At 63.9% G+C, this 25,534-nt stretch carries 18 protein-coding genes; 3 read left to right on the top strand and 15 right to left on the bottom strand.

Annotated elements, in window-relative coordinates; translation table 11 throughout:
• The 7 genes from FYB76_RS10910 to speB form a co-directional block, all read right to left on the bottom strand.
• Complete coding sequence (locus tag FYB76_RS10910; protein ID WP_154133649.1) at window positions 1-945, bottom strand: glyoxylate/hydroxypyruvate reductase A; 945 nt, start codon at window positions 943-945, stop codon at window positions 1-3.
• An 11-nt stretch (window positions 946-956) separates the two neighbouring features.
• Window positions 957-1,712: a class II aldolase/adducin family protein gene (locus tag FYB76_RS10905; protein WP_229296945.1), complete on the bottom strand. Its 756-nt coding sequence runs from the start codon at window positions 1,710-1,712 to the stop codon at window positions 957-959.
• A gap of 1 nt (window position 1,713) precedes the next feature.
• Window positions 1,714-3,243 (bottom strand): amino acid ABC transporter permease/ATP-binding protein, encoded by a 1,530-nt coding sequence (locus FYB76_RS27030; RefSeq protein WP_154133648.1) that lies wholly within the window; start codon window positions 3,241-3,243, stop codon window positions 1,714-1,716.
• Between the two features lie 30 nt (window positions 3,244-3,273).
• Window positions 3,274-4,086 (bottom strand): transporter substrate-binding domain-containing protein, encoded by an 813-nt coding sequence (locus FYB76_RS10895; RefSeq protein ID WP_088753385.1) that lies wholly within the window; start codon window positions 4,084-4,086, stop codon window positions 3,274-3,276.
• A 66-nt stretch (window positions 4,087-4,152) separates the two neighbouring features.
• Complete coding sequence (locus tag FYB76_RS10890; protein WP_154133647.1) at window positions 4,153-5,217, bottom strand: isopenicillin N synthase family oxygenase; 1,065 nt, start codon at window positions 5,215-5,217, stop codon at window positions 4,153-4,155.
• Window positions 5,218-5,219: 2 nt separating this feature from the next.
• Window positions 5,220-6,113, bottom strand: coding sequence for a sugar phosphate isomerase/epimerase (locus FYB76_RS10885; RefSeq protein ID WP_154133646.1), 894 nt, complete (start codon window positions 6,111-6,113; stop codon window positions 5,220-5,222).
• Window positions 6,114-6,123: 10 nt separating this feature from the next.
• Window positions 6,124-7,074, bottom strand: a complete 951-nt coding sequence (gene speB / locus FYB76_RS10880) for an agmatinase (protein ID WP_154133645.1) — start codon at window positions 7,072-7,074, stop codon at window positions 6,124-6,126.
• A 168-nt stretch (window positions 7,075-7,242) separates the two neighbouring features.
• Between speB and FYB76_RS10875 the strand changes: the two genes are divergently transcribed.
• Window positions 7,243-8,139 carry a LysR family transcriptional regulator gene (locus FYB76_RS10875; protein WP_088753381.1) on the top strand — a complete coding sequence of 299 codons (897 nt, stop codon included), beginning with the start codon at window positions 7,243-7,245 and terminating at the stop codon, window positions 8,137-8,139.
• 37 nt (window positions 8,140-8,176) lie between these two features.
• Here the strand turns inward: FYB76_RS10875 and pbpC are convergent, their stop codons facing one another.
• The 3 genes from pbpC to FYB76_RS10860 form a co-directional block, all read right to left on the bottom strand.
• Window positions 8,177-10,465: a penicillin-binding protein 1C gene (gene pbpC, locus FYB76_RS10870; RefSeq protein ID WP_154133644.1), complete on the bottom strand. Its 2,289-nt coding sequence runs from the start codon at window positions 10,463-10,465 to the stop codon at window positions 8,177-8,179.
• Window positions 10,465-16,356 carry an alpha-2-macroglobulin gene (locus FYB76_RS10865; RefSeq protein WP_154133643.1) on the bottom strand — a complete coding sequence of 1,964 codons (5,892 nt, stop codon included), beginning with the start codon at window positions 16,354-16,356 and terminating at the stop codon, window positions 10,465-10,467. The genes pbpC and FYB76_RS10865 overlap by 1 nt, the downstream gene beginning before the upstream one ends.
• Before the next feature lie 110 nt (window positions 16,357-16,466).
• Window positions 16,467-17,348 carry a LysR substrate-binding domain-containing protein gene (locus tag FYB76_RS10860; protein WP_154133642.1) on the bottom strand — a complete coding sequence of 294 codons (882 nt, stop codon included), beginning with the start codon at window positions 17,346-17,348 and terminating at the stop codon, window positions 16,467-16,469.
• A gap of 134 nt (window positions 17,349-17,482) precedes the next feature.
• Between FYB76_RS10860 and FYB76_RS10855 the strand changes: the two genes are divergently transcribed.
• Window positions 17,483-18,664, top strand: coding sequence for an MFS transporter (locus FYB76_RS10855; protein WP_154133641.1), 1,182 nt, complete (start codon window positions 17,483-17,485; stop codon window positions 18,662-18,664).
• A gap of 18 nt (window positions 18,665-18,682) precedes the next feature.
• A complete protein-coding gene (locus FYB76_RS10850) occupies window positions 18,683-19,780 on the top strand; it encodes an SDR family oxidoreductase (protein ID WP_154133640.1) in 1,098 nt (365 codons plus the stop codon).
• A 97-nt stretch (window positions 19,781-19,877) separates the two neighbouring features.
• Here the strand turns inward: FYB76_RS10850 and FYB76_RS10845 are convergent, their stop codons facing one another.
• From FYB76_RS10845 to hflK, 5 genes are all read right to left on the bottom strand, one after another.
• Entirely contained in the window at window positions 19,878-20,408 is a 531-nt protein-coding gene (locus FYB76_RS10845; protein ID WP_034332511.1) for a phosphoribosyltransferase, read from the bottom strand.
• 53 nt (window positions 20,409-20,461) lie between these two features.
• Window positions 20,462-21,775 carry an adenylosuccinate synthase gene (locus tag FYB76_RS10840; RefSeq protein ID WP_145603602.1) on the bottom strand — a complete coding sequence of 438 codons (1,314 nt, stop codon included), beginning with the start codon at window positions 21,773-21,775 and terminating at the stop codon, window positions 20,462-20,464.
• A 3-nt stretch (window positions 21,776-21,778) separates the two neighbouring features.
• Complete coding sequence (locus FYB76_RS10835) at window positions 21,779-22,939, bottom strand: ATP phosphoribosyltransferase regulatory subunit (protein ID WP_154133639.1); 1,161 nt, start codon at window positions 22,937-22,939, stop codon at window positions 21,779-21,781.
• 271 nt (window positions 22,940-23,210) lie between these two features.
• Window positions 23,211-24,104: a protease modulator HflC gene (gene hflC / locus FYB76_RS10830; protein WP_088753374.1), complete on the bottom strand. Its 894-nt coding sequence runs from the start codon at window positions 24,102-24,104 to the stop codon at window positions 23,211-23,213.
• Window positions 24,104-25,462, bottom strand: a complete 1,359-nt coding sequence (hflK, locus tag FYB76_RS10825) for an FtsH protease activity modulator HflK (RefSeq protein ID WP_154133638.1) — start codon at window positions 25,460-25,462, stop codon at window positions 24,104-24,106. The genes hflC and hflK overlap by 1 nt, the downstream gene beginning before the upstream one ends.
• Between the last annotated feature and the right edge of the window lie 72 nt (window positions 25,463-25,534).

Raw genomic sequence — 25,534 nt, 5'->3', positions numbered from 1 at the left:
TTAATATCCCCGGCTCCGATCAACCTCATGCAACACAGCCTCCCCCCTGCGCACCCGCTGCAGATTCTCCAGAATTTGCCCCACGATGACCTCCGACTGCGCACTAGACGCCATATGCGGCGTCACCACCACGCGCGGGTGCGTCCACAGCGCGTTGGATGCGGGCAACGGCTCCTGCGCAAAGACATCCAGCACGGCCCCGCGCAAATGCTGCCGATCCAGTGCTTCCAGCAGGTCCTCCTCCACCAGGTGCTCTCCCCGGCCGCAATGCACCAGCGCTGCGCCCGGCTTCATTGCCGCAAATACGCCCTGCCCCAGCAGCTTGCGGGTGGCATCGGTCAGCGGCAAGAGGCAGACCACGATATCGGGTGCCTGCAGGAAGGCATGAAGCGCATCGCCACCGGCATAGGTCCTCACGCCCTCGATGTGATGTGCCGAACGTGACCAGCCACTGACCGTGAAACCCTGCGCGCGCAACACCCCGGCCAGATGGCTGCCCAGCGCACCCAGCCCCATCAGGCCGACATGGGTCTGGTACGCAGGCTTTTGCGACGGAATCTTCCACACACGCTGTACTTGCTGCTGCAACGCCTGGTCCAGCGCACGGTGGTAATACAACACGGCCCACAGCACATATTCAGCCATGCCTGCGGCCAGTGCGGGATCGACGATACGGCACAGCGGCACGTCAGGGTGAGCCCGCGCGGCATCGAGCACATGATCGACTCCGGCCGCAATCGAAGAAATCAGGCGCAGATTGGACAAGCGCTCGATAACCCCGGCCGGCGGATACCAGCCGGCAACCGCCTCCACATCGTCCGGATCAGGCAGGTCCGGCCACAGCCGCACCTGCAGCTCCGGCATGCGGCGCGCAGCCTCTTCACGAAAGACCACGTGCAGGTCGCTGAGGTCGTCGGTCGCGCTGCAAATCAACAGGGTCGGCATGGGTGTGGCCCTCAGTCGCGGTAGGAAGGATCGATCCGGTCCAGGCGACGCAACCAGGCTTGCCACAGGATCTGGCGCTCATGCTCGACGCTTTGCAGCTGCTCGCAGGCGTGCTGGCTCAGGTGCGCCGGGATCTCGGTGACCGGCCCAGCCACCGAGGCCATTTGTGCCGCAGCCATCTGGATCTCGCACGCGCGATTGAGGTAGAACATGATCGCGAACGCATCGGCCACCGTGCCCCCCACTGACAAGAGGCCGTGATGGCGCAACAGCAAGGCGATGTTGTTGCCCAGCGATTGTTGAATGCGCGTGCGCTCATCCAGATCGAAGGCCACGCCCTCATAGGCATGCACGCCGACCCGCTGGTAGAACTCGGTGCTGATCTGGTTGAGCTGCAGCAGCCCCTGCGCGCAGGCTGCCACCGCCATGCCGGGCAGCGTGTGGGTGTGCAGGACGCAATGCGCATCCTCACGGGCCATGTGTACTGCGCTGTGGATGGTGAAGCCGGCGACGTTGTAATCGGCACTGCCGGAGACCACGCGCCCCTGCAGGTCGACCACCAGCAAATCGCTGGCGCGCACTTCGTCGAACATCATCCCGAAGGGATTGATCAGGAAACGATCATCCTCCGGCGACGCATTGGCCGCGCGCGGCAACCGTACCGAGAAATGCGTGTAGAGCGTGTCATCCCAGCCGAACAGCGCGGCCAGCCGATATGCGGCGGCTAGGTCGCGGCGCAGGCTGGGTTCGTCGTTGGTCATCGTCATTTCAAGCGTCCAATCCCATGAAGCGGCGCACGCGCAGCGTCGCGGCGTCGGTGGTCGTTGCCTGGCGGATGTGCCGGGGCGAGGCATCCAGCTGGACCAGGCCGTTTTCCATGAAGAGCACCCGGTCCGAGATGGTCAGCGCAAAGTCCATCTCATGCGTGACGATCACCATCGTCATGCCCTCCTGGGCCAGATCCTGGATCACCTTCAAGACCTCGCCGACCAGCTCGGGGTCCAGTGCCGAGGTGGGTTCGTCAAAGAGCATCACCTCAGGTGACATGGCCAAGGCGCGGGCGATGGCCACCCGCTGCTGCTGCCCACCGGAGAGCTGGTGCGGGTATTTGTGCTGGTGCGCCAGCAGGCCCACCTTGTCCAGCAGTTGCAGCGCTTGGGTCTGGCGCAGCGCCGGATCGCCCGGCTCATGATGGTAACGCGGTGCCAGCAACACGTTCTCCAGCACGCTCAGGTGGGGGAACAGGTTGAAGCCCTGGAACACCATGCCGATGCGGCTGATGCCATTGCGCACCAGCCTGCTGTCGAGCGAGGCATTGGCGCTGATATAGCCTTCACCGAAGAGAATGATCTCGCCCTGGTCGATCTTTTCCAGCGCATTGATGGTGCGGATCAGCGAGGTCTTGCCGGAACCCGAGGGTCCGATGATGGAAATCACCTCGCCCTTGCCCACGCTCAGGTTCACTCCCTTGAGCACCTGATGCGGGCCATAGGCTTTGTGGATGTTGACCAGTTCCAATGCGCTCGGCTGGCCTGGCGCCTGGCTCGCCGCTGGTGCGACCCGCAAGTTGCCGAGCTGCTTGCGCAAGGCCGCGCAGTCGGCCTCGCCGAGGGTTGCGGGACGGCGCTTCTGCAGATCCAGCCGGCGCTCGAACCAACCCAGCAGCGTGCTGAAGAGCGTCACCAGCAAGACGTAATACACGGCCACGCCAAGCAGGGTTTCCATCACCAGGAAATTCTGCGAATACAGGCGCAGGCCCGTCATCAGCAACTCAGGCAAGGAGATCACCGATACCAGCGAAGTCAGCTTGATGATGGTGACGTATTCGTTGATGAGGGTGGGCAAGGCGATCCGGAACGCTTGCGGGATGACGATCAGCCGCATCGTGCCGAACAGGCCCAGCGCCAGGGCGCGTGCGGCCTCGCGCTGACCGCGGGCGACCGACTGCAGGCCGCCGCGGTGGATCTCGGCCATGTAGGCGGCCTCGGTGAGCACCATGGCCACCAGCCCCGCAAAGAAGGGATCACCCACAACGGCGCGGGTCAGCGGGAAAATCTGCGGCAGGTTGAAGACCACCACCACCACGACCAGCAGCGGCAGGCTGCGGAAGAGCCAGATATACAGGCCGGCGGCCCAGTTGATCCAGCGCGTCTCGGAGGTGCGGGCGCAGGCCAGCAAGAAGCCCAGCGCCATGCCCAGCACCCATACCAGCGAACCCAGCTCGACCACCGTGAGACACGCGCGCCAGAAGATTCCCATCGAAAAGAGGGACCAGAAATACGACCAATCCAATGCCATGCGAGGGCTCCCGGTGAGTCAAGGTCGACGTTACTTGGCTACCGCCACGGGCTCAAGATCGTATTTCTTGATGAGCGCCGCATAGTCGCCGCTGGCCTGGCCTGCCGCCAGCGCTTTCTGCAAGGCCTGGTACAGGGCGGTATTGCCCTTCTTGACGTAGATGCCCAGCGTCTGCGGATACACCAAGGCTTGCGAGCTGATGACGATGCGCCCCTTGCTGCGCTCTGCCAGCATCTTGGCGGCACCGGCGATTTCCATCTGAGCCTGGATGTTCCTCGACAGCAGGGCCTGCGAAGCTTCCGGCGCGGTCGGGAATTCGCTCACGACTACCGCCGGCTTGCCCTGCGGCACACAGTATTCGGCCGAGAGTTTCTTCAAGGCGTTGACCCAGCTGGTCCCCGCTTGCAGGCCGACCTTGAGGCCGCACAGGTCGTTTTCAGTCCTGGGCATCACGCCCCCATCCTTGGCCACCATGATGGCCGCGCCGGTCTTGCCGTAGGCAATGGCATCGGCCTGGGCAGTGCGCTCGGGCGTGATGTACATGCCGGAGATGACGGCATCGAACTGGCCGCCGCCCAGGCCCAGGATCAGGCCGGGAAACTTGGTATCGACAAAGGACGGCTTGAGCTTCAATTCCCGGCCCAGCATCTCGGCCATATCCGGATCGAAACCGACGACCTTGTCGCCCTGCCAGGATTCGAAAGGAGGATAAGTGATTTCCATGCCGACCTTGAGCTGGCCGGGGACCATGGTCTGCGCGAACGCTGCCACCGGCAGCACGGCCGAGAGGACCAGCGTGAACAGGTTGCGCTTGAACGAAATACTGCGGAGGGGATGGGTCATGGCGCTGGACTCCTTCTGTGAGCGGCTGGAGAAAAGAAAAAGAGGGAAAGAAAAAAGGACGATGGGTCAAGGACCAGCCGGCGTCCTGGGCCGGGTATAACCAAAACTGCCAGGCTTGAGTGCATCGGCAGACATCGCCAACTCGCCCGCTTCCACCTTGCGCTTGAGGTAGGTATAAGTCTGCTGGGCCTGCGAATACATATGCTCGCCGATGGAGAGTTCGCCATAGCTGCCGGCGTCCCCGGATCCGTTGGCAAATTGCGGCAAGGGGCGGATGCGCGTGTGATAGTCGCAGGCGAAGAACAGCGGGAAGGAATAGCGTTCCTGCTGCACCTTGCGCACGCGGTGGGACGTGGCCGGGAATGCGCCTGCGGTCATCACTTCGAGCATGTCGCCGATATTGATGACGAAGGCTTCCTCACCTGCCACCGAACAAGGCGGCGCGTCGATCCAGGCGCCCTCGTCGTTCATCACTTCCAGGCCGGGCTGGTCGGCCAGCAGCAGGGTGAAGCATTCGTAATCCGTGTGGGCGCCGATACCGGGCGCATCGACCGCTTCCAGGTCGACCGGATAATGGATCAGGCGCAGCTTCGAGGGCGGACAGGTCACCAGGGACTCGAAGGCATCCTCGGGCTGGCCCAGCGCCAGGGCAAAGCCACGGAACAAGGTACGGCCAAGCGCGAACACCGCCTCGTAGTAACGGGAGACGGCGGCCTTGAAACCCGGCAGCTCGGGCCACTTGTTGTTGCCGATCAGGGGCGTGCCGGCCAGCACCAGCGGATGGTCATCCGGTACCTCGAAACCGATGTCGAACGCTTCCTTGTGATCGGGCCGGCCTTTGGAGTAGACCTCTTCGCCCTCGGGCACGTAGCCCTTGTGGCCCCAGGCATCGCCGATGTAATAGCGCATCTTCCATGGCATCGGCTGCGCAAACAGCGCGCGGCTGGCCTCGCGCAGGCCGGCGATGAGTTGCGGATCGATCCCGTGCCCGGTGATGTAGAAAAACCCGACCTCGCGCGCCGCCGCACCCAGCTGGTCGGCAACCGCCTGGCGCTGTGACGGCTCGTCGCGATAGAGGCCGCTGATATCGATCACGGGCAAGGCCGTGAAATTGCGCTGTCCGGTATGCATGTTCAAACTCCTGCGGTAGAAGACGACTGCGTTGATGACGAAGAGCCGATGGCGTGCTGCTGCGACCAGCGTGCGAAATGGGCGCGCTCCTGCTGCGCCATCCAGCGATTGAGCTGCCACAGGTCGGCCACCGGGCTACGGGTATAGGGCAGCAGGTGCAGGTAGCCGTCCGGACCGAACTCCGGGGTGAGCGTGCTGGTGGCATGGCCGCTGGCTTGCTGGAAGGACCAGACCGACTCCCAGATGCGCTGGTGGAATGTCAGCTCGGGGGCGTATTCGGGGGCTGCTGGATCGGGCACCTGTGGCCCCTGCGCATAGCCCACGCGCGCCTGCACATGGTGTACGCGCTCAAGGAAGGGCGTCAGGTCATCCAGCGGATCATCCAGCAAACGCTCGCACACCACGACCCAGTGGCTGATGTCGGCGGTATAGCGCAGCCGGGGCAGCTGGCGCACGATGTCCAGCGTGACCCAGGGACTGTAGAGCGAACTGGCACGATGGGTCTCGAAGCTGCAGGGCACGCCCGCATCATCAGCCAGGGCCTGCGCCCGTCCCAGGAAATCGACTTGTTCCGACAAGGGCCAGCGGTCGTTGCCGGCCAGCAGGTTCACGAAACGCGGCTGCAGTTCGGCTGCGGCGTCAAAGGCGCGCGCCAGGTGCTGCAAATGGATTTCCGGCCGGTCAGCCTGGCGTGGAACGACGTCCACACCACTGAAGACGATGGCGATGTAATCCAGCGCCTCGGCGCGCAAGCGATCGCGCAATGCATGCCGCTCCTGCACCGTCATGGGCAGGCGCGCTTCCAGGCCGCTGCAGCCGGCCTCGCGCAGTTCGGTCACGCAGCGGCTCCAGGGTTCTTGCATGCCCCAGCCGCTGCGAAATATCTTCAGCTCCATGGCGGGCCGCTCAGCGGTAGGTCACGCCGGGCAGCACGCACAGCATCTCGTAGAGCAGGTTCGCGCCCAGCTGCGAGGTATTGCCGCTCAAGTCATAGGGCGGCGAGACCTCCACCAGATCACAGCCCACGAGATTCATGCCACGGCAGCCGCGCACGATTTCCAGGGCCTGGATGGAAGTCAGTCCGCCCACTTCGGGGGTGCCGGTGCCGGGCGCCCAGGCGGGGTCGATGCCATCGATGTCGAAGCTCAGGTAGACCGGCCCGGCGCCGATCTGGGCGCGTACTTCTTCCATCAGCGGTGTCAGCGAGCGATGCCAGCATTGCTCGGCCTGCACCAGGCGGAAACCCTGGTCCACGCCCCACTGGAAATCACCGCTGGCGTAGCCTTGCGCGCGCTGGCCGATCTGCACCACCCGCTTGCAATCGAGCAAGCCCTCTTCCACGGCGCGGCGGAAGGTGGTGCCATGGGCGATCTTCTCGCCGAACATGTCGTCATTGGTATCGGTATGGGCATCGACATGCACCAGGCCCACCGGGCCATGCTTGCGTGCAATGGCGCGCAGGATCGGCAAGGTGATGGTGTGGTCGCCGCCCAGCGTGAGCGGAATGACCGGATGCGCCAACAGGCCGTCATACGCTGCTTCGATGACGCGCACCGATTCGAGCAGGTTGTAGGTATTGATGGCAACGTCGCCGATGTCGGCCACCGACAGGGAATCGAAAGGCGCGGCACCGGTGGCCATGTTGTAGGGGCGGATCATCACCGATTCCGCACGGATCTGGCGCGGACCGAAGCGCGTGCCCGCGCGCAGGGAGGTGCCGATATCCAGCGGCACGCCGATGAAGGCCGCATCCAGGCCCGCGGCACTGTCCATCGCAGGCAGGCGCATCATGGTCGAACGGCCGGCAAAGCGCGGCATGTCGTTACCGCTTTGGGGCTGGTGGAAGACTTTGGACATTGCGTATCACCCTTGTTCTGGCAGCAACTTCAGGCTGCGACGAAGCGAATATACAATGGCCGATAGTTCTCAAAAGATAGCTGTATTCAAATAATAAGTTGTTAAAATTCGAAACTGATTCCGGGCAGCGCTTGTGCGCCCCGCTCCCCCTCCAACGATGATTTCTCCATGACCCCAGGCATCGATTTCAAGTTGCTGCGCATATTTGCCGCAGTGGTCCGCCACCAGGGATTTGCCCGTGCCCAGCAGGAGCTCAACCTGACGACCTCGGCCATCAGCACCTACATGGCCCAGCTGGAAAGCGATGTCGGCTTCACCGTCTGCCGGCGTGGCCGGGGTGGCTTCGCGCTCACCGACAAGGGTGAATTGCTGCTCTCGGAAACGCTGCGCGTGCTGGGCGAGGTGGACAGTTTCGAACGCTATACCCAGTCGCTCAAGGGTGAACTGGGCGGCACGCTGAAGATAGGGGTGCTGGATACGACGGTGACCGATCCCTCCCTGCCGATGGCGGAGGCCATCGGGGTCTTTTCCAGCAGGTTTCCGGGCATGCACCTGAACCTGCTCATCCGCAGCCCCTACGAACTGCAAAAGGGCTTGCTGGACAACGACCTCGACATCGCGGTGGGCTTCTTCCCCGCCAAGGCCAACGGCCTGGTCTACCAGCCGCTCTACCGCGAGCAGCAGTGGCTGTATTGCAGCGACCGGCATCCCTGCTTCCAGCAGCGCAACCTGCGCGCCTCGGCCGTCTCGGAAATGAGCGTGGTCAGCCGCAGTTACTGGAGCCAGACGGAATTGAGCCGGCACGGTTTCAAGCGCAGCGTGGCCACGGTGGAAAGCATGGAAGCGCAGTTGATCCTGATCCTCTCGGGCCGCTACATCGGCTACCTGCCGGAGCACTATGCGCAGTCATGGGTGGAGCAAGGACGATTGAAAGTCTTGCTGCCGTCCGAGTTTGGCTACCAGTCGCAGTTTTCCCTGGTGCTGCGCCGGGGCCGCAGCCGCGAACTGCCCTTGCAGGCCATGCGCGAACTGCTGCAGACCGGCAAGCGCGGCAGCAAGCGCTAGGGTCCACAGCGATCTGCGCAACCTTGCGCCGCGCGCTTCATTTGCGCGCCGTTGCGCCTGCCTTGGGTTCATTGCGCACCACCGCGCCCCTGACTTCGAAGCGCACGCTATCGAGCGGCTTGCCCTGCTTGTCTTGCAGCACCAGCACATGCTTGCCGGGCCAGGGCATCCAGTCGAAGTCCAGCGCCTCTTCCCCGGCGGCGGTGGCGCTGGCCGCTACCTTCTGCGCCTGCACCCTGCCCGATTGCATGACCTCCTGCGGCATCATCTTCCCATCCAGCACCCAGCGGCTGCCTGCAGGCGCGCCCTGGGCGCGGAAGCGGATGCGCTGCCGCGCCGCCGGGATATCAGGGTCCAGCGCAGCGAGCATGCCTGTCGTGGGATAAGTGATGGCCGGACGAATATCGCGTGCATGCGCCAGGCGGATCTCGGCCTGGGCGGTGCCCGGTAAAAAGTATTCGGTGCGCGCCGCTTCCACATCCTGCTCGTAACGGATCGTCTGCGCCTGCACGGCGGCCGGTTTTGCGGGCGGGCCGTTGCCCGCATCGCGTGCGCCGTTGCGGCCACGTTCATGGAGATATTGCATGACTTCCTGCCACACCGGCGCCGCACCGGTCACTCCGGAGACGTCCCACATCGGCGCGCCGGAGGCGTTTCCGACCCATACCCCTACGGTATAACGCGAGGAATAGCCGACACACCAGTTGTCGCGCATGTCCTTGGAGGTGCCGGTCTTGACTGCCGTCCAGATCCGCGTCGACAGCGCATTCTCCAGGCCGAATGTGCGCGCACGCGCACTGCGGTCGGAGAGGATGTCACCGACGATCCAGGCCGCATCGGCATCCATCACCTGCGTGGCGCGCGCTGGCGTGCGTGCTTCGTCCAAGCGCGTGCGCAAAGGCGTGTAGCGGCCCTGGTTGGCCAGCACGCGATAGGCATTGGCCAGGTTGGCCAGCGTGACGTCGGCGCTGCCCAGCGCCAGGCTGTAGCCGTAATAATCGCCGCTCTCGCGCAGGTTGAAACCCAGCGCCTGCAAGCGGCGGAAGAAACGCTCGGGCGTGACCATCACCAGGGTGCGCACGGCAGGGATATTGAGCGAGGAACCCAGCGACGTGCGCAGGCTCACCAGTCCCTTGTATTGCTTGTCGTAGTTCTGCGGAATGTAGAGCCCGGCCGAGGTGGCCAGGTTGACCGGGGAATCATCCAGCAGGGACGCGGCCGTCAGCCACTTCCTTTCGATGGCCAGTTCGTAGAGGAAGGGCTTGAGCGTCGAGCCCGCCTGCCGTTGCGCCACTACCCCATCCACATTGGCGGCGGCCGACAGCGGGCCGCTGGAACCGACCCAGGCCAGTACCTCGCCGGTGGCGTTGTCGATGACGATGACGGCGCCATCCTCGATGTTGCGCTCGGCCAGTCCGGCCAGTTGATGACGCAGGGCTTGCGTGGCAAAGCGCTGCAAGGGCGCATCCAGCGTGGAGCGCAATTGCTGTCCCGGTGCATTCAACAGCTTGCGGGCCAGATGCGGCGCCAGCTGCGGTGAATCGCTCGTCCCCGGCAAATCCCGCTTGGCCGACACGCGCGCCAACGCCAGCTCGGTGCGCCCGTCCATGCCGCTGCACTGCTCGCCCGCACCCTCTTCCTTGAGGATGGCGCAGGCGCGTTCGGCCACGCGGCGCGGTGTCGCATTGGGCGCACGGATCAGTGCCACTGCGATGGCGGCTTCACCCTGGTCGAGTCCGCTGGGATGCTTGCCGAACATCACGCGCGACAGGGCGTGCACGCCCACCAGCTCGCCCCGGAAAGCGACCAGGTTCAAATAGGCTTCCAGTATCTGGTCCTTGCGCCAGTTGCGCTCCAGCGATTGGGCAATCCATGCCTGCGATACCTTTTGCGTGAGCGAACGCGCACCGGACTTGCGGCGCAGATCGTCATAGATCAAACCCGCCAGTTGCATCGTGATGGTGGAGGCGCCGCGTGTCTTGGTATTCCACAGGTTGCCCCAGGCCGAGGCCGCCACGGCGCTCCAGTCGATGCCGCTGTGCTGGTAGAAGCGCCGGTCTTCGGAGGCGACCAGGGCATGCCGCAGCGCCGGGGAGACGTCCTCCACGTTGACCCAGGACAACTTGCGCTCGTCCATGTTCACGCGCATGCGCTGCAACAGCTCGCCATTGCGGTCCAGCAGGCTGGCCTCCGACGGCAGGAAGTCGCGCTGCACTTCGCTGAAGGAGGGGACGGCACTGGCCGCAGCCGGCATCAACAAGGCCAGCACCAGCGCGCTCATCGAAGCCAGCGCGCCGGGCCGAACACTGCATGCGGTCATGCGCATCACTGCGCCGCCTTCACGACCAGCTTGCCGTTGGGGATTTCACCGAACATCTCAGGTGCATACATCGCTTCTACCCGCGTGGGCGGCAGGTTGAAATCACCCGCATTGTTCAGGCGCACCGTGTAGCTGATGCTGGTGCGGCCCTTGGGCATGGCCTCGTAATACGCGCGATAGGCTTCGAAGCTGCGCTCTTCATAGGCCAGCCAGCCCATGCCGCGATCACGCGGAGCCTCCTGCTTGCCCTGCGCGATGGCGGAGTCGCGGCCCAGGCCGGAACCCAGCAGGGTCGCACCGCCCGGCACCGGGTCGCTCACCACGACCCAGGTCATCTCGGCTTGCGCGTCGATGTCCAGCGTCACGCGCAGCACGTCGCCGCGTGTATATACACCGGCCTGCTTCTGCTCGATGGCCTCGACCTTGCGGGTGATGCGATAGCCGGCCGCGAAAGGCTGCTTCAAGGGAACTGCTGCCAGGCTCTGCAGCGTCACCCAGGGCTTGCCGTTACCCTCTTGCGCCAGCCGCACGCTGCCACCCTGCGCATTGCCTTCCGGCCAGGGCAACTGCAGCTTGCCGCCATTGGCAGCACCGCTCCAGGCCAGGCTCTGGGTGGACGTGCTGGCACCGTTCTGCTCCAGCGTGGCGCGGGTGGTGCCGGTGACGGGTTCGGATTCGAACTTGCGCGCGAATTTCTCCAGCGCCAGGCTGCCCCAGACGTTGGCCGTGGTGGTGCTCCAGTGCCCGCGCTGCTGGCGGCCGATGGCACCTGCGATCAGACGCGGCAGGTCCTCGCGCCAGGCGGGATTGTTCAGCTCCAGCAGGATCAGGCGGTTGGCGTTGGCATCGGCGCTGCTCATGAGCCACCACCAGTAATCGCCCTCTTCATTGGAGAAGCCCATGCGCGTGCCCTGGAAGTTCAGGCGGGCGCGCAGGATCTGGTCGGCTTGCTCCAGTTTCTTGTCGCGTTCGGGGATGGCGGAGACGCGCTGCAGGATGCCGATCCAGTCCAGCAGGCCGGAAGTCGGCCAGGCGTTGGGGTTGACCTGGATCGAGCCCAGCATCGCCGGCTGCACACGGTTGTAGCGCGACAGCGCTTCCAGGGCGGCCAGCTTGCGCACGTCCAGGTCCTTCTGCGGCGACCAGAAATCGCGCATCACCTTGCCCTCCACGAAGGCCGCGAGTCCATCGAGCATCTTGTCGCGGCTGGCTTGCGGAATGGCATAGCCGGCTTCGTTGGTAGCGGCCAGCAGATAGGCCGTCAGCGTATCGCTGCCACGGCGCGCGCCACTGTCGGCGGGCGGGAAGTAATACGCCAGGCCATCGCCATCCAGATAGGTCGGCAGGTCCGCCACGATCTTCTGCCATGCGGCCTCATCGCGCAGGCCAATGGCCTTGGAGGTCTTCTGCTCCAGGCAGGCGAAGGGATAGTTGACGAAGTAACGCGTGAGCGCATCGCTGCCACCGGCCAGGCTGGGCTTGAGCGAGAGCGCAAGGCCGCCGCGTCCCGGCAGGCTGTCGGCAGGTCGCGCCACATTGATGGCGGCACTCTTGTCGAGCTGGAACAGCGTGGCCTGCTGCACCGTCACCGGTACGGCCGGAACCACGCGCTGGGTGAACTTCATCGCATCGCGTGCTTTCTGGCCGCCCTGCTCCTGGGCGCTGATTTCCCAGGCCAGCTGGCTGATGCCCTCCGGCGTCTGCACCGGCCACATGACTTCGGCCGACTGTCCGGCAGCAATCTTCACCTCGCGTTCAGGCAGCGCCAGCGTGCTCGCCGGGGTACTGCCTTGCGCACGGGCGGCGACCTTGATCGTCATATCGTGCGTGGTGGTGTTGCGCACGGTGACGCTGCCGTTGAAGCTGTCGCCCTCGCGTACCAACGGTGGAAGACCGGAGATCACTTGCACATCCTGCGTGGAACGGATGCTGATGCCGCCGGTGCCGAAATCGCTGATGCCATTCTCGGCGATGGCGACGATGCGGAAGGAGGTCAGCGCATCATTGAGCGGCACATCCAGCTGCGCCCTGCCCTCGGCATCCAGGGTGACATTGGGCTTCCATACCAGCAAGGTATCGAACAGTTCGCGCGTGGGCGCACGGCCACCGCCGCCACCGGCAGGCGTGGCCTTCTTGCCGTAGTGGCGCTTGCCGACCACCTGCATCTGGGCCGTCGAGGTTTCGACGCCATAGCTGCGTCGTTGCAGCATGGCGCGCAGCACGTCCCAGCTGCCATTGGGTTGCAACTCCAGCAGTGCCTCGTCGACGGCGGCCAGGGCGAATTCGCCACCGGCGGCGGGCTTGCCGTTGGGCAGTTTCACCTGCACCTGCACCTTGGCCGTGGCACGGATGGGATAAGCCGGCTTGTCAGTGCTGACGGCCACTTGCAGACGATGGCCCGCATCACCGACGTTGACTTCGGCGATGCCGAATTTCCAGGCCGGTTTGGAGAGATCGACGATGGGGCCCGGACCCTGGTACTCGCGGAATTCATGCCACCAGTTGATCGGTTCCTTCCAGCCCCAGATGAAGAAGGAATACCACGGCACCTCGCGCATGCGACCACGCACGGCCAGTACCGACACATACACGTTGGGGCCATACTCGGCCTTCATCGGCACGCTGATGGTGGGGTCCTGGTCGGACAGCTGCACCACGCGCGTATCGATGACGCCCTCACGCTCCACCGCGACCAGGGCGGTCGCGTAGCGGAACGGCATGCGGACCTGGAAGTTGGCGGTCTCGCCGGGCTGGTAGTTCTTTTTCTCGGGGAGGATGTCGATGCGGTCCTGGTTCTCGCCATCGAACCAGACTTCGCCGCGTCCGGTGACCCACACCGAGGAACGGGCGGCGGACGCATTGCCATTGCCATCCTTGGCGCTGGCGATCAATTCCACATTGCCCGCTTCGGACAATTCGGTATCGCAGGTGAACATGCCGTGCTGATCGCTCTTGCCGGAGCAGAGCTTGCCCAGGTCCTGCTTGCTCTCGTCGTTTTCATAGGCGTAGAAGCCGCCGACCATGCGCTTGCGGTGCGAATTGGTCTTGCGCGCCAGGCCACGGATTTCTACCGGCACGCCAGCTTGCGGCTGGCCTGCGGTGTTGAGGGTGACGGCGGTCAGCGTGAGCTTTTTCTTGACCGAGACCCAGTTGCCGGTGCGCAGGCCCACCACCACCGCCGACGGCCACAGGGGCGTGACGTTGGAGATGGTCTGCACTTCGCCATTGGGGTCGCTGTAGGTCATCTCGGTGAGCAGTTCCTGCGGGCGTTGCAGCGCGGGCAGCTTGCCGATGACGGCGCGGCCGGCACCGTTCTTGTCGAGCGTGACGGCGAGTTTGTCGGCGACGATCTTCTGGTCATCAGCATTGCTGTCATCGTCATTACGCGGCGCATCGAAGGAGAAACCGTCGTAACCCGTGATGTTGACCGAACGTGACCGCAACAACGACGACACCCGCACCGCCTGGTTGGCAGCCGCACCGCCATTGATGTAGTTCAGCTGCAGATCCAGCGGCATTTCCTTGATGGCCACTTGCGCGCCCTTGGGTGGCGTGATGCGTCCCTGCATCAAGGGCAGGCGGAATTCCTCCACACGGAAGCTGCCGGTGACATAGGTGCCACGGCCGTAGCCGGATTCATTGTCGCCGTCATCGGATGGGCCATTGGCATTGCTGCTGGCAGCGGTGTCCACGGTGCCCTGGTCGAGCACGACCTCATAGCTGCCCAGCTTGGCTTCCTTGGGCAGGGTGAAGCTGGTCTCGGCGCTCTTGTTGCCGCGCCAGCTCAGCGGGAACTGGTATTGCTGGCCGCTGCCGAGATGGCTGATGCGCACGCGCGTGGGCAGGTCTTCCTTGCGCATGAGGCCGAAGCCCTGCATGGTCTCGGTGCGGATCACGTGCTTCATCGAGACCGTCTCGCCGGCACGGAACAGGGTGCGGTCGAAGATGGTGGTGGCGCGGGTGGTGGCCGACTTGTCCATGTCGGTGGGCAAATTGAACCGCCAGGATTCGATCCCCTCGTTCCACGAGGTCAGCGCAAAGGCCATGTCCTGGCGCCCCTTCTCGTCGGTCTTGCGCGCGCTCACGAAGAGGCCGCTGATCTTGTCGGCGTTCTCCGCGCTGTAGCCACGGTTGACGCAGGCATCTTCCAGCACCGGCATCATGGCCACCCCGCTGGCGTTGGTCTTGCCTTGCCAGAGCTGGGTGCCGTCGCAATTGGAGACGCGGATCTCGGCATCGGCCACCGGCTTGGCATCATCCAGCCGGGTCACCCAGACTGCGCCATTGGCGCGGCCCAGCTTGACGTGCACCGACAGGTTGGTCACCAGCGCGCTGGTGCGCACATACATCGGTTGCGGCTTGCCCAGCAGCGACGCGCCCAGCTTCTGGGATTCCAGTTCGACCACGTAGAAACCGGGGTCCTTCAGGGGAATGCCGATCACTTCAAAGGGCCATTCGCCCTCCTTGGCGTCCTTCTGTGCGGGCAGATCGAGTTTCTTGGCACCTGGTTCCTTGGCGAGCAGGCTGACGCTGCGCGTGTCGACCTTCTTGGGATCGCCCCACTTCTCGTGAAACTTGTTCAGGCGCGTGAGCCAGGCGATGACGGCCTTGTCGCCATCGACCTTCAGGTCGGCGACCTGGCCGGGCATGGCGCGGCCATCCTTGCCGCGCACCAGCAGCCCGGCTTCCACGCGGCGCAGCGTGACCGGCAGCGTGGGATCGGCATTGAGTTCGATGATGCCGAAGGGCGCGGCCGGGAATTTGGCCAGCGGCGGGAAATCGGCCAGCGCCGATTTCAGCGGGAAGGCGCCCGCATTGGCCAGGGCGCGTCCATCTTCATCCTTGAAGCCGGATGGCAGGCTGATGGTGAAGTCGGATTTCTCCGGGAACGGCGGCTTGAAGCGCAGTTCGCGCACGGCTTCATCCTTGTCGCCTTCCAGGGTCGGCTTGATCTTGCCGGTGGTGGCGTTCATCACCACCTGTTCGGCCAGCTTGCGCGGCACCGGGGCCGAGAACGACAAGGTGACCGGCAGGATGGGCGAGCAGGCGGCGTTGGCGTTCTCGCGCTGGCACGACAGGCTGGCGGCGAATTCGCTGCGCACCTGGAAATTGAAGACCTGCGGCTTGGAGGTGACGATGGAAGGCGCGTTGGCCGCGGCGATGCCGCGATCCCAGACCAGTTTCACGTGCGCCTCGTTGGGCAGGCGCTGCTGGCACTGCACGATGGTCACCGACGCCGGGTCCACGCCTTTGGCGAACTGCTGCAGCAAGGCCTTGCGATCCGCGTCGCCGACGGCCTTGGTGGGGATGCGCTCATTGATGCCTTCGGCTTCGCAATACAGGTGTTCGCGCACCGTGGCCTCGGTGGCCGGCCCGTTCTGGAACAGGATGAAGGCCTGGTCTTCCGCGATCACTGCGCTGCTGTAAGGTTCGACGCGGCTCACCGCCGGGCCGCCGGTACTGAACTGGAAGCGGGTCTTGCCGCCGACCGTATTGCCGGCGACGGAACGCGCATCCGCGCGCAGGTTGAAGCTGCAGCGGGTGCCTGGTGGCAAATCGCGCTCGAAGTCGTAGACCCAGTTCTTGTCATCGGCCCAGCGTGCCGTGCCGCTGATGGCGCAATCGGCGTCGAAGGGCGAGGCCGCCTTGGGGTCGCCGAACTTGACCATGGATTCCGAGAAGCGCGCCCGCACCTGGCGGATGCGCTGCACTTCGCCCTGCGGTGAAAAGGACAGCACGCTGGCATTGGCCGCATACGCAGCCGGTGCGGTGAGCGCGCTGGCCGTGCCCAGGCTGAGCAAGGCCGCGCCGGCCAGCAACAGCCCCTGCAGCGGTGCGCGGCACATGGCCGCCATCGATGGACGGCCTGTGGCCATGCCGTTTTCCGTTTGCTTCATCTTGTTCTCTCCGGATCAATCTTGTCTTGTTGTCTTGATGACAGCCACAGGATCCTTCCCCCTGACGGCAGTTGGCGCTCAGACTGGAATAACGGCAAAACGTTTCCGATTTACAGCTTGCATTGCAAAAAATCGAGGAAACAGCTGATGCGCCGGGACAGTTGGGTGTTGTGGTAATACACGGCCGAAATCTTCTGGCGAAAGCCACTATCGTAATGATCCAGCACCCGCACCAGCCGCCCCGCTGCGAGGTCGGCTTCGGTCATGAAGTCGGACAGGCAGGCGATGCCCTGCCCCTGCAAGGCTAGGTGGCGGAGGGTTTCGCCGCTGGAGGCGCGGATCGCCGGACGAACCTGGTAGCGGTCTCCAGCGGTGTGGCGCAGCGGCCAGTGATTGAGGAGGTCGGGTTGGGAAAAGCCGATCAGCTGGTGCTGTTCCAGCGCTTCCACCGACTCCGGCGCGCCGTGGCGGGCCAGGTAATCGGGACTGGCCACGATGTTCAGGCGCGCCGAACTCAGGGGCCGTGCATGCAGGGTGGAATCCTGCAGTTCACCGATGCGGATGGCAATGTCGGCGCGCTGCTCCACCAGGTCGATGAAGCGGTCATTGGTGGTCAGCTCCAGTTCGATGTCCGGATAGGCTGCGCGGAAAGCCCCTACATGCGGAACAATACAATGCAGCATGAAAGGCACGGCCGCATCCACACGCAGCTTGCCAACCGGCTTGCGGGTGCGCATGCGCACCGTGTCTTCGGCTTGCTCCATGGCGGCCAGGATGGCGCGCGCCTGCTCCAGGAAGGCTTCGCCCTCTTCGGTCAGTTCCATGCGGCGCGTGGTGCGGGTCAAGAGGCTCGCACCCAGCTTCTCTTCCAGCCGCGACAACGCCCGGCTCACCCCTGAGGTGGTTTGCTCCAGCACTTCGGCGGCCGCCGAGAGCGTGCCCGCCTCCACCACGGCGACGAAGGTGCGCAATTCCTCGGATTGAATGCTCATTGTTGACTCCGGATCAAATATTCTTTGATTGTAACTGCATTTTTCTCAACAAAGACTGCGCGCACAATCCTTCATATCGCTGGCAATCCATTCCGGATCGGCCGGCCTGCCCCCCTCACCTATCAAGGATTGCCATGCCAATTGCACTTTGGGCGCTGACCATCAGCGCATTCGCCATCGGGACTACCGAGTTCGTCATCATGGGTCTGCTGCCAGAGGTAGCGACCAACCTGGGCGTGAGCCTCTCCTCGGCCGGCCTGCTGGTGACCGGTTATGCGCTGGGCGTGTTCGTGGGCGCCCCGCTGGTCACGGCGACCACCGGACGCCTACCGCGCAAGACCTTGCTGATCGCCTTGATGGTGGTCTTCGTCATCGGCAACCTGGCCTGCGCCATCGCGCCGGGTTATGCCACCCTGATGATCGGGCGCGTGGTGGCCTCCTTCGCCCATGGCGCCTTCTTTGGTGTCGGCTCGGTGGTGGCCACCAGCCTGGTTCCCAAGGAAAAGCAGGCCTCGGCCATCGCCCTGATGTTTACCGGCCTGACGGTGGCCAACGTGTTGGGCGTACCCTTCGGCACCTGGCTGGGCCAGATCTATGGCTGGCGCGCCACGTTCTGGGCCGTCACCGTCATCGGCGTGATCGCGCTGGCTGCGACCGCCGTGCTGGTACCGCGCTCGCAAGGCGGTGAAGAAGCCGACTTCGGCAAGGAAGTGCGCGTGCTGATGCGCCCGCAGGTCATGCTGGGATTGTTGATGACGGTGCTGGGCTTTGGCGGCGTGTTCGCGGCCTTTACCTACATCGCCCCGATCCTGACCGACATCAGCGGCTTCCCGGCGTCGGCGGTCTCGCCCATCCTGCTGCTGTTCGGCCTGGGACTGGTGATCGGCAACCTGGCCGGCGGCAAGCTGGCAGACCGCAAGCTCATGGCCACCCTGCTGGGCAGCCTGGTGCTGCTGGCGGTGGTGCTGGTGCTGTTCGGACTGACCAATGAAAACAAGATCGCCGCCATCATCGGCGTGGGCCTGATGGGCATGGCAGCGTTCGCCACCGTGCCGCCCCTGCAAATGCGCGTGCTGGAAAAGGCGACCGGTGCGCCCAACCTGGCCTCCTCGGCCAATATCGCCGCCTTCAACCTGGGCAATGCTGCAGGTGCCTGGCTGGGTGGCGTGACCATCGATCATGGTCCGGGCCTCCATGCCGTGCCTTACGTCGCGGCGCTGCTGCCGCTGGCGGGGATCGCCGTAGCGCTGGTGAGCTGGAAGATGGACGCCCGTCCGGCAGTCCTGGTCCGCACCGAACGCTCCACACCCCTCTGATCACTGACGGAGCCTGCCATGACCCAGTCCCCAAACGCCTCACAAACGCAGCGCCAGACTGCCTTGGTAGTGGGCGCCCACGGCGTGATCGGCAGCCAGCTGATCGCGCACCTGCTGTCCCTGCCGCAGTGGGAGGTCATCGGCCTCTCGCGCCGGGGTGGCGAGCACCGCAAAGAACAGCGGCTGCGCCACGTTTCCGTGGATCTGCTCGATGCCAGCGATGCGAAACGCCAACTGGCCCCGCTGGAACAGGTCACCCACGTGTTCTATGCGGCCTATCAGCATCGCCCCAGCTGGAGCGAACTGGTGGCCCCCAACCTGGCCATGCTGCAGAACACGGTGCAGACGGTGGAGGCTTATGCCCCCGGCTTGCGCCATATCAGCCTGATGCAGGGCTACAAGGTCTATGGCGGCCATCTCGGTCCCTTCAAGACGCCGGCGCGCGAAAGCGATGCGCAGTTCATGCCGCCCGAATTCATGTTCGACCAGCAGCGCTGGCTGGAGCAGCGGCGCGTCGAATCCGGGTGCGGCTGGAGCTGGTCGGCACCGCGCCCGGCAGTCGTGGGAGGCGCAGCCCTGGGCAACCCGATGAACCTGGCACTGGCCATTGCGCTGTATGCCTGCATGAGCAAGGCGCTGGGGTTGCCGCTGCGCTTTCCCGGCAAGCCAGGGGCTTACGACAAGCTGGTCGAGATGACCGACGCCCACCTGCTGGCCAAAGGCACCGTGTGGGCGGCCACCACCGAGGCGGCGGCCAACCAGGCCTTCAACATCGGTAATGGCGACCTGTTCCGTTGGAGCGAGATGTGGCCCAGGATCGCCCGTTATTTCGGCATGGAAGTGGGCACGCCGCTGCCACTGAAACTGGCCGAGGTGATGGCGGACAAGGCGCCCCTGTGGGAAAGGATCATCACGGCACACGGCTTGAAGCAGCATCCTTATGCTTCACTGTCGGCCTGGGAATTTGCCGATTTCGTGTTCTCCTGGGACTACGACATGTTCGGCGACGGCAGCAAGGCCCGGCGCCTGGGCTTTCATGAGTATGTGGAGACGGAGCAGATGTTCTATCAGCTCTTCGATACCTTCAAGGAACGCAAGGTCATTCCGTGGTCCTGACGGGCTGACACTGCCATCAATGGACGAAAAAAAAGAGCTTGCCGCGGCAAGCTCTTTTCACGTCTGACGTCAGCTTCAATCAATCCAAAGCGAACGATCAGGCACCCTTCTTGATCCAGGCGGCCAGCTGATGCGGACCCAGGCCGTCATATTCTTCGAACGGCTGGTGAATCCAGGGGTTGGTCGGCAGGTAGTCGATGTGGAAATCGGGTTCCACGACCGAGCAGGCCTTCCACCACAACACGGCACTCTTGATCTCGGTGACGGACGGGTAATGTTCCTTCAGGTGGACCATCACCTTCTGCAGGGTGACGCCGGAATCGACCAGGTCGTCCACCAGCAGGATGCGGCCACCCAGGGTTCCCTTGGTGATGGTGATGTACTTGGCGATGTCCAGCGAGCTGCGGATGGTGCCGGCAGCTTCACGGTAGGAGCTGGTCGAGAGAATGGCCAGCGGGACATCGAAAATGCGCGACATCACGTCACCCGGGCGCAGGCCGCCGCGCGCCAGGCACAGCACCTGGTCGAACTGGTAGCCGGATTCGTAGACCTTCAATGCCAGTCGTTCGATCAGGCGGTTGTAGTCGTCCCAGGAGACCCAGAGGTCTTTGTCGTCAGAGATCTTCATATTGTTGATTGCTTCGTAGTGCCTTGTGCCCTTGCGGGCGATTGCGTGGTGAATTACTTGAACGGATGGCGCAGGACGATGGTCTCTTCGCGGTCCGGGCCGGTGGAGATCATGTCGATGGGCACGCCCACCAGTTCCTCGATGCGCTTGATGTAAGCGCGGGCGTTGGCCGGCAGAGCGTCCAGCGACTTGGCGCCGACGGTGGTCTCGGACCAGCCGGGCATTTCTTCGTAGATCGGCTCGCAGGCAGCGGCTTCTTCAGCGCCGACCGGGAAGATGTCGACAGTCTTGCCGTTCAACTTGTAGCCGGTGCACAGCTTCAGCGACTCCAGGCCATCAAGCACGTCCAGCTTGGTCAGGCACATGCCCGAGACACCATTGATCTGCACCGAGCGCTTCAGCAGGGCGGCATCGAACCAGCCGCAGCGGCGCGCACGGCCGGTGACGGTACCGAATTCATGGCCGACCGACGCCAGGTGCTTGCCGGTGCCGGCATCCGTCGGCAGTTCGGCCGGGAACGGGCCCGAACCGACGCGGGTGGTGTAGGCCTTGGTGATGCCCATGATGTAGTGCAGCATGCCCGGACCCACGCCCGCACCGGCGGCGGCATTGCCGGCCACGCAGTTGCTGGAGGTGACGAACGGATAGGTGCCATGGTCCACGTCCAGCAGGCTGCCTTGCGCGCCTTCGAACAGGATCTTGCCGCCGGCCTTGTGGATGGCGTACAGGTCGCTGGAGACGTCGGTGACCATGGGCTTGATGCGCGGCACATTGGCCAGGGCTTCGTCCAGGGTCTTCTGGTAGTCCACCGGCTGGGTCTTCAGGTAGTGGGTCAGGACGAAGTTGTGGTAGTCCAGGTTGGCCAGCAGCTTTTCGGCAAAGCGCTTTTCATTCAACAGGTCAGCCACGCGGATGGCACGACGGGCCACCTTGTCTTCGTAGGCCGGGCCGATGCCCTTGCCGGTGGTACCGATCTTGTCCACGCCTCGGGCAGCTTCACGCGCCACGTCCAGGGCCACGTGATACGGCAGGATCAGCGGACAGGCGTCCGACACCTTCAGGCGCGAGCAGACTTCCACGCCGGCGGCTTCGAGCTTGTCGATCTCGCGCAGCAGGTCGGGCACCGACAGCACCACGCCGTTGCCGATGTAGCAAGCCACGCCTTCGCGCATGATGCCCGAGGGAATCAGTTGCAGCGCAGTCTTCTTGCCGCCGATGACCAGCGTGTGGCCGGCATTGTGGCCGCCCTGGAAACGCACCACGCCTTGGGCGTGATCGGTCAGCCAATCGACGATCTTGCCCTTACCTTCGTCGCCCCATTGCGTACCGATGACGACGACATTCTTTGCATTGCTGTTCTGTAACATGACTCAACCCAAGTTTTTGATAATCCAGTTTCCATTGCTGAAATCGAGTGCGCGATCGCAATCGAATTCGTCCTGATCGTTTTCGTGGCCGGGAAGGCTTTGGATCACGATCTCTCCCGCTTGCCGCAATTGCGCTATTTTCTCACGCAGACCGGCGTCCCTGCCCCAAGGGGCGAGGATGGCGCGTTTTCGTTCTGCGCCCGGCATCAGTCGTGCCAGTTCACGCAGGTCCAGGGAGAAGCCGGTCGCCGGCCGCGCACGGCCGAAAGCTTCACCCACATGGTCGTAGCGGCCGCCGCGCACCACCGCATTGGGCAGGCCCGGCACATAGGCGGAGAACATCACGCCGCTGTGGTAATGATAGCCGCGCAGGTCGGCCAGATCGATGGTGACAGCCGCGCCTTCATGGCCGGCGGCCAGTTCCACCAGGGCCTGCAGCTCGTCGAGCGCCTGGCCGATGCCGCGCAGTGCCGGCAAGGTGATGCGCGCACGGGCGATGACGGAAATATCGCCGTACAGGTTGGGCAGCGCCAGCAAGGCGGCGCGTGTACCTTCCTGATAAGAGGCGGTGATTTCCTTCAAGCCGGGGACGTCCTTGGCCTGCAGCAGCCCGAAGAGCTGGGCTTCGTCACGCTTGGCATCGGTGTCGTTTGCGATGATGGCGCGCAGCACGCCGACGTGGCACAGGTCCAGGCGGATGGTGCGCATGCCGGCCAGGGCCAGCGAATTCAAGGCCAGTTCCTGGATCTCGGCATCGGCCTCGATGCCGGCATGGCCATAGATCTCGGCACCGATCTGGATCGGTTCGCGGGTGGCGTGCAAGCCCGTCGGACGCGTATGCAGGACGCTGCCCGCATAGCACAGGCGGGTGACCGAAGCGCGATTGAGCAGGTGGGCGTCGATGCGCGCCACTTGCGTGGTCATGTCGGCGCGTACGCCCAGGGTACGGCCGGAAAGCTGGTCGACCAGCTTGAAGGTGCGCAGGTCGGTGTCCTGGCCGGCGCCGGTGAGCAGCGATTCGAGGTACTCCAGCAGCGGCGGCATGACCATTTCGTAGCCATAGAGGCGGAAATTGTCGAGCAGGCGCCGGCGCAGTTCCTCGATCTTGCGCGCTTCGGAGGGCAAGACATCGGCGATGTTTTCGGGAAGAAGCCAGTTAGGCATAAACAAAAGTCAAAGCAGAAAAAAACGGTTTGCGTACTTGCGTGATGCGGACAGCCAAAAGACAAGCGGCCGTCCAGACGAACAATCGGGGCGGTCCGGGAATGCCTGCCGCCCCTCTTCTTGCGTTCCGGGAAAATTGCATCCCGGCACATTGTGTCAGACCAAAAAAGGAAAGATGCCCTTTACCAGCGGCATCCATCCGGTTTGTCCTGCCCGCCGGACCTGCTCGGCGGCGCAGAACTGTTCACATTATCGCCTGATAAGCGGATTTTTACTTCTTCGCAGCGCTGGCAGTGCCGCCGCCCACTCCCTTGAAGTACTTGAAGAACTCCGAGCTGGGATCCACCACCATGACATCGTGACGGTTCTTGAAGCTGGCGCGGTAGGCTTCGAGGCTGCGATAGAACTTGTAGAAGTCCGGGTTCTGGCCGAAGGCCTGGGCGTAAATCTGGGACGCCTTGGCATCGCCGGCACCACGGATCTTTTCCGATTCGCGATAGGCTTCCGCCAGGATCACCACGCGCTGGCGGTCAGCGTCGGCGCGGATCTTTTCGGATTCAGCAGCGCCGGTGGAGCGCAGCTCATTGGCCACCCGCACACGCTCGGACTTCATGCGCTCGAACACCGAGTTGTTGATCTGGTCCACGTAGTCCACACGGCGCAGGCGCACGTCGATGACTTCCACGCCGATCTGCTTGGCTTCGTTGGCCACGCGGGCCTGGATGGCATCCATGACGTTGTTGCGCTGGCTGGAGATGACTTCACGCACGGTGCGCTTGGTGATCTCATCGTTCAGCGCCGCCTTGACGATCTGCGACAGGCGGTCCTGGGTGCGGCGCTCGTCAGCCCCGAAACTGACGAAGTACAGGCGCGGATCGACGATGCGCCACTTGACGTAGGCATCGACCAGCACGTTCATCTTTTCGGCGGTGATGAAGCGGTCGGCGTCCGGCGTATCCAGGGTCTGGATGCGCTTGTCCAGGTACATCACGTTCTGGAACGGCGGCGGCAGCTTGAAGTGCAGGCCGGGTTCGCTGATGACCTGCTTGACTTCACCCAGGGCAAAGACGATGGCCGAGGAACGCTGGTCGACCACGAAGATGGTGGACGAAGCCAGCCAGATCGCCACGACGGCGACGATGACGGAAGTGACGAGGCGGCCCATCAGCGCACCTCCCTATCACGCGCATCACGGGGATCGCGGTTTCTCGAATCTCGCATCAGCTCGGAAGAATACACAGTGTCATTTCCTGCAGTCGAAGTGGTGGACGCCGTGCCCGCCGAGGGCTGCACGGTCGACGATGCCGGCGCCTTGCCGCTGGTCGGGGCCGCGTCGGAGGCGCTTTGCTGGATCAGCTTGTCCAGCGGCAGGTACAGCAGGTTGCTGCCATTTTTGGCATCGACCATGACCTTGGTGGTATTGGCGAAGATCTGCTGCATGGTTTCCAGGTACATGCGGTCGCGGGTGACGGCCGGGGCCTTGGCATAGGCTTCCTGGACCTGGGTGAAGCGAGAGGCATCACCTTCGGCGTTGGCGGTCACGCGGGAGCGGTAGGCTTCGGCTTCTTCCAGCAGGCGCGAGGCGGCACCGGAGGCACGCGGGATCACGTCGTTGGCATAGGCCTGGCCTTCGTTCTTGAGGCGTTCACGGTCTTGGCCCGCCTTGACGGCATCGTCGAAGGCGGCTTGCACCTGTTCAGGCGGCTGCACACCCTGCATGGTGACGTTGGTGATCTGTACGCCCGACTTGTAGCGATCCAGGATCTGCTGCATGCGCTGGCTCACGTCGAGCGCGACCTTTTCACGGCCTTCGTAGAGAACGAAGTCCATCTTGCTGCGGCCGACGATTTCGCGGATCGCCGTCTCGGCCACCTGGCGCACGGAATCATCCGGATCACGGTTGTTGAACAGCCATTCAGCGGCATTCTTGAGCTTGTACTGGACGGCAAACTGGATGTCGATGATGTTTTCATCATCGGTCAGCATCAGGGATTCCTTCAACTGCTTGTTGCGCACATTGCCGCGATAACCGATCTCGGCGGTACGCACCTGCGACATGTTGACGATCTCGTGGCCCTGGATGGGATACGGCCAGCGCCAGTTGAAGCCCGGCAGCGTGGTGTGGCTGTAGCGGCCGAAGGTAGTGACCACGGCGGTCTGGCCTTCCTGCACGATGAAGAAGCCGCTGGCCAGCCAGAGGAAGGCCACGATCACGGCGATGACGCCCACGCCGATGCCGGCACCCTTGACGTCGCCCCGATTGAAGCCGCCGCCACTGTTGCCGCCGTCGGAACCACCACCGCCCTTGCGGCCCAGGAGGCCGGCGATGCGCTGGTTGAAGTCGCGCCAGAGCTGGTCGAGGTCAGGCGGACCGTCGTTGTTGCCGGACGGTTTTTCGGGCCGTTTGTCGCCGTTACTTCCGTTATTCTGATTCTCGCGGTTGTCGTTCTGCGAACCACGTCCCCATTGGGGGTCGTTCAACGAAAACTTGACACCGATTTTCCTGAATAAAGACACAAGCATGCGTTTGCGTTCCGGCTGAAGTGATGGATTAAGAGAATCTGGGAGGAATGCGCGCCAGGAACGTGCAACGAG

Origin of the sequence: Herbaspirillum sp. CAH-3, from assembly GCF_009668275.1 — a bacterium.
Classification (GTDB): domain Bacteria; phylum Pseudomonadota; class Gammaproteobacteria; order Burkholderiales; family Burkholderiaceae_D; genus Herbaspirillum; species Herbaspirillum aquaticum.
The sequence above is the reverse complement of the archived record's forward strand: the minus strand, read 5'-3'. Positions and strand labels throughout refer to the sequence as shown.

Excerpts from the sequence above, each read along its gene's own strand:
- FYB76_RS10910 (WP_154133649.1), bottom strand. The coding sequence starts at position 945 with ATGCCGACCCTGTTGATTTGCAGCGCGACCGACGACCTCAGCGACCTG.
- FYB76_RS10905 (WP_229296945.1), bottom strand. The coding sequence starts at position 1,712 with ATGACGATGACCAACGACGAACCCAGCCTGCGCCGCGACCTAGCCGCC.
- FYB76_RS27030 (WP_154133648.1), bottom strand. The coding sequence starts at position 3,243 with ATGGCATTGGATTGGTCGTATTTCTGGTCCCTCTTTTCGATGGGAATC.
- FYB76_RS10895 (WP_088753385.1), bottom strand. The coding sequence starts at position 4,086 with ATGACCCATCCCCTCCGCAGTATTTCGTTCAAGCGCAACCTGTTCACG.
- FYB76_RS10890 (WP_154133647.1), bottom strand. The coding sequence starts at position 5,217 with ATGCATACCGGACAGCGCAATTTCACGGCCTTGCCCGTGATCGATATC.
- FYB76_RS10885 (WP_154133646.1), bottom strand. The coding sequence starts at position 6,113 with ATGGAGCTGAAGATATTTCGCAGCGGCTGGGGCATGCAAGAACCCTGG.
- speB (WP_154133645.1), bottom strand. The coding sequence starts at position 7,074 with ATGTCCAAAGTCTTCCACCAGCCCCAAAGCGGTAACGACATGCCGCGC.
- FYB76_RS10875 (WP_088753381.1), top strand. The coding sequence starts at position 7,243 with ATGACCCCAGGCATCGATTTCAAGTTGCTGCGCATATTTGCCGCAGTG.
- pbpC (WP_154133644.1), bottom strand. The coding sequence starts at position 10,465 with ATGCGCATGACCGCATGCAGTGTTCGGCCCGGCGCGCTGGCTTCGATG.
- FYB76_RS10865 (WP_154133643.1), bottom strand. The coding sequence starts at position 16,356 with ATGAAGCAAACGGAAAACGGCATGGCCACAGGCCGTCCATCGATGGCG.
- FYB76_RS10860 (WP_154133642.1), bottom strand. The coding sequence starts at position 17,348 with ATGAGCATTCAATCCGAGGAATTGCGCACCTTCGTCGCCGTGGTGGAG.
- FYB76_RS10855 (WP_154133641.1), top strand. The coding sequence starts at position 17,483 with ATGCCAATTGCACTTTGGGCGCTGACCATCAGCGCATTCGCCATCGGG.
- FYB76_RS10850 (WP_154133640.1), top strand. The coding sequence starts at position 18,683 with ATGACCCAGTCCCCAAACGCCTCACAAACGCAGCGCCAGACTGCCTTG.
- FYB76_RS10845 (WP_034332511.1), bottom strand. The coding sequence starts at position 20,408 with ATGAAGATCTCTGACGACAAAGACCTCTGGGTCTCCTGGGACGACTAC.
- FYB76_RS10840 (WP_145603602.1), bottom strand. The coding sequence starts at position 21,775 with ATGTTACAGAACAGCAATGCAAAGAATGTCGTCGTCATCGGTACGCAA.
- FYB76_RS10835 (WP_154133639.1), bottom strand. The coding sequence starts at position 22,939 with ATGCCTAACTGGCTTCTTCCCGAAAACATCGCCGATGTCTTGCCCTCC.
- hflC (WP_088753374.1), bottom strand. The coding sequence starts at position 24,104 with ATGGGCCGCCTCGTCACTTCCGTCATCGTCGCCGTCGTGGCGATCTGG.
- hflK (WP_154133638.1), bottom strand. The coding sequence starts at position 25,462 with ATGCTTGTGTCTTTATTCAGGAAAATCGGTGTCAAGTTTTCGTTGAAC.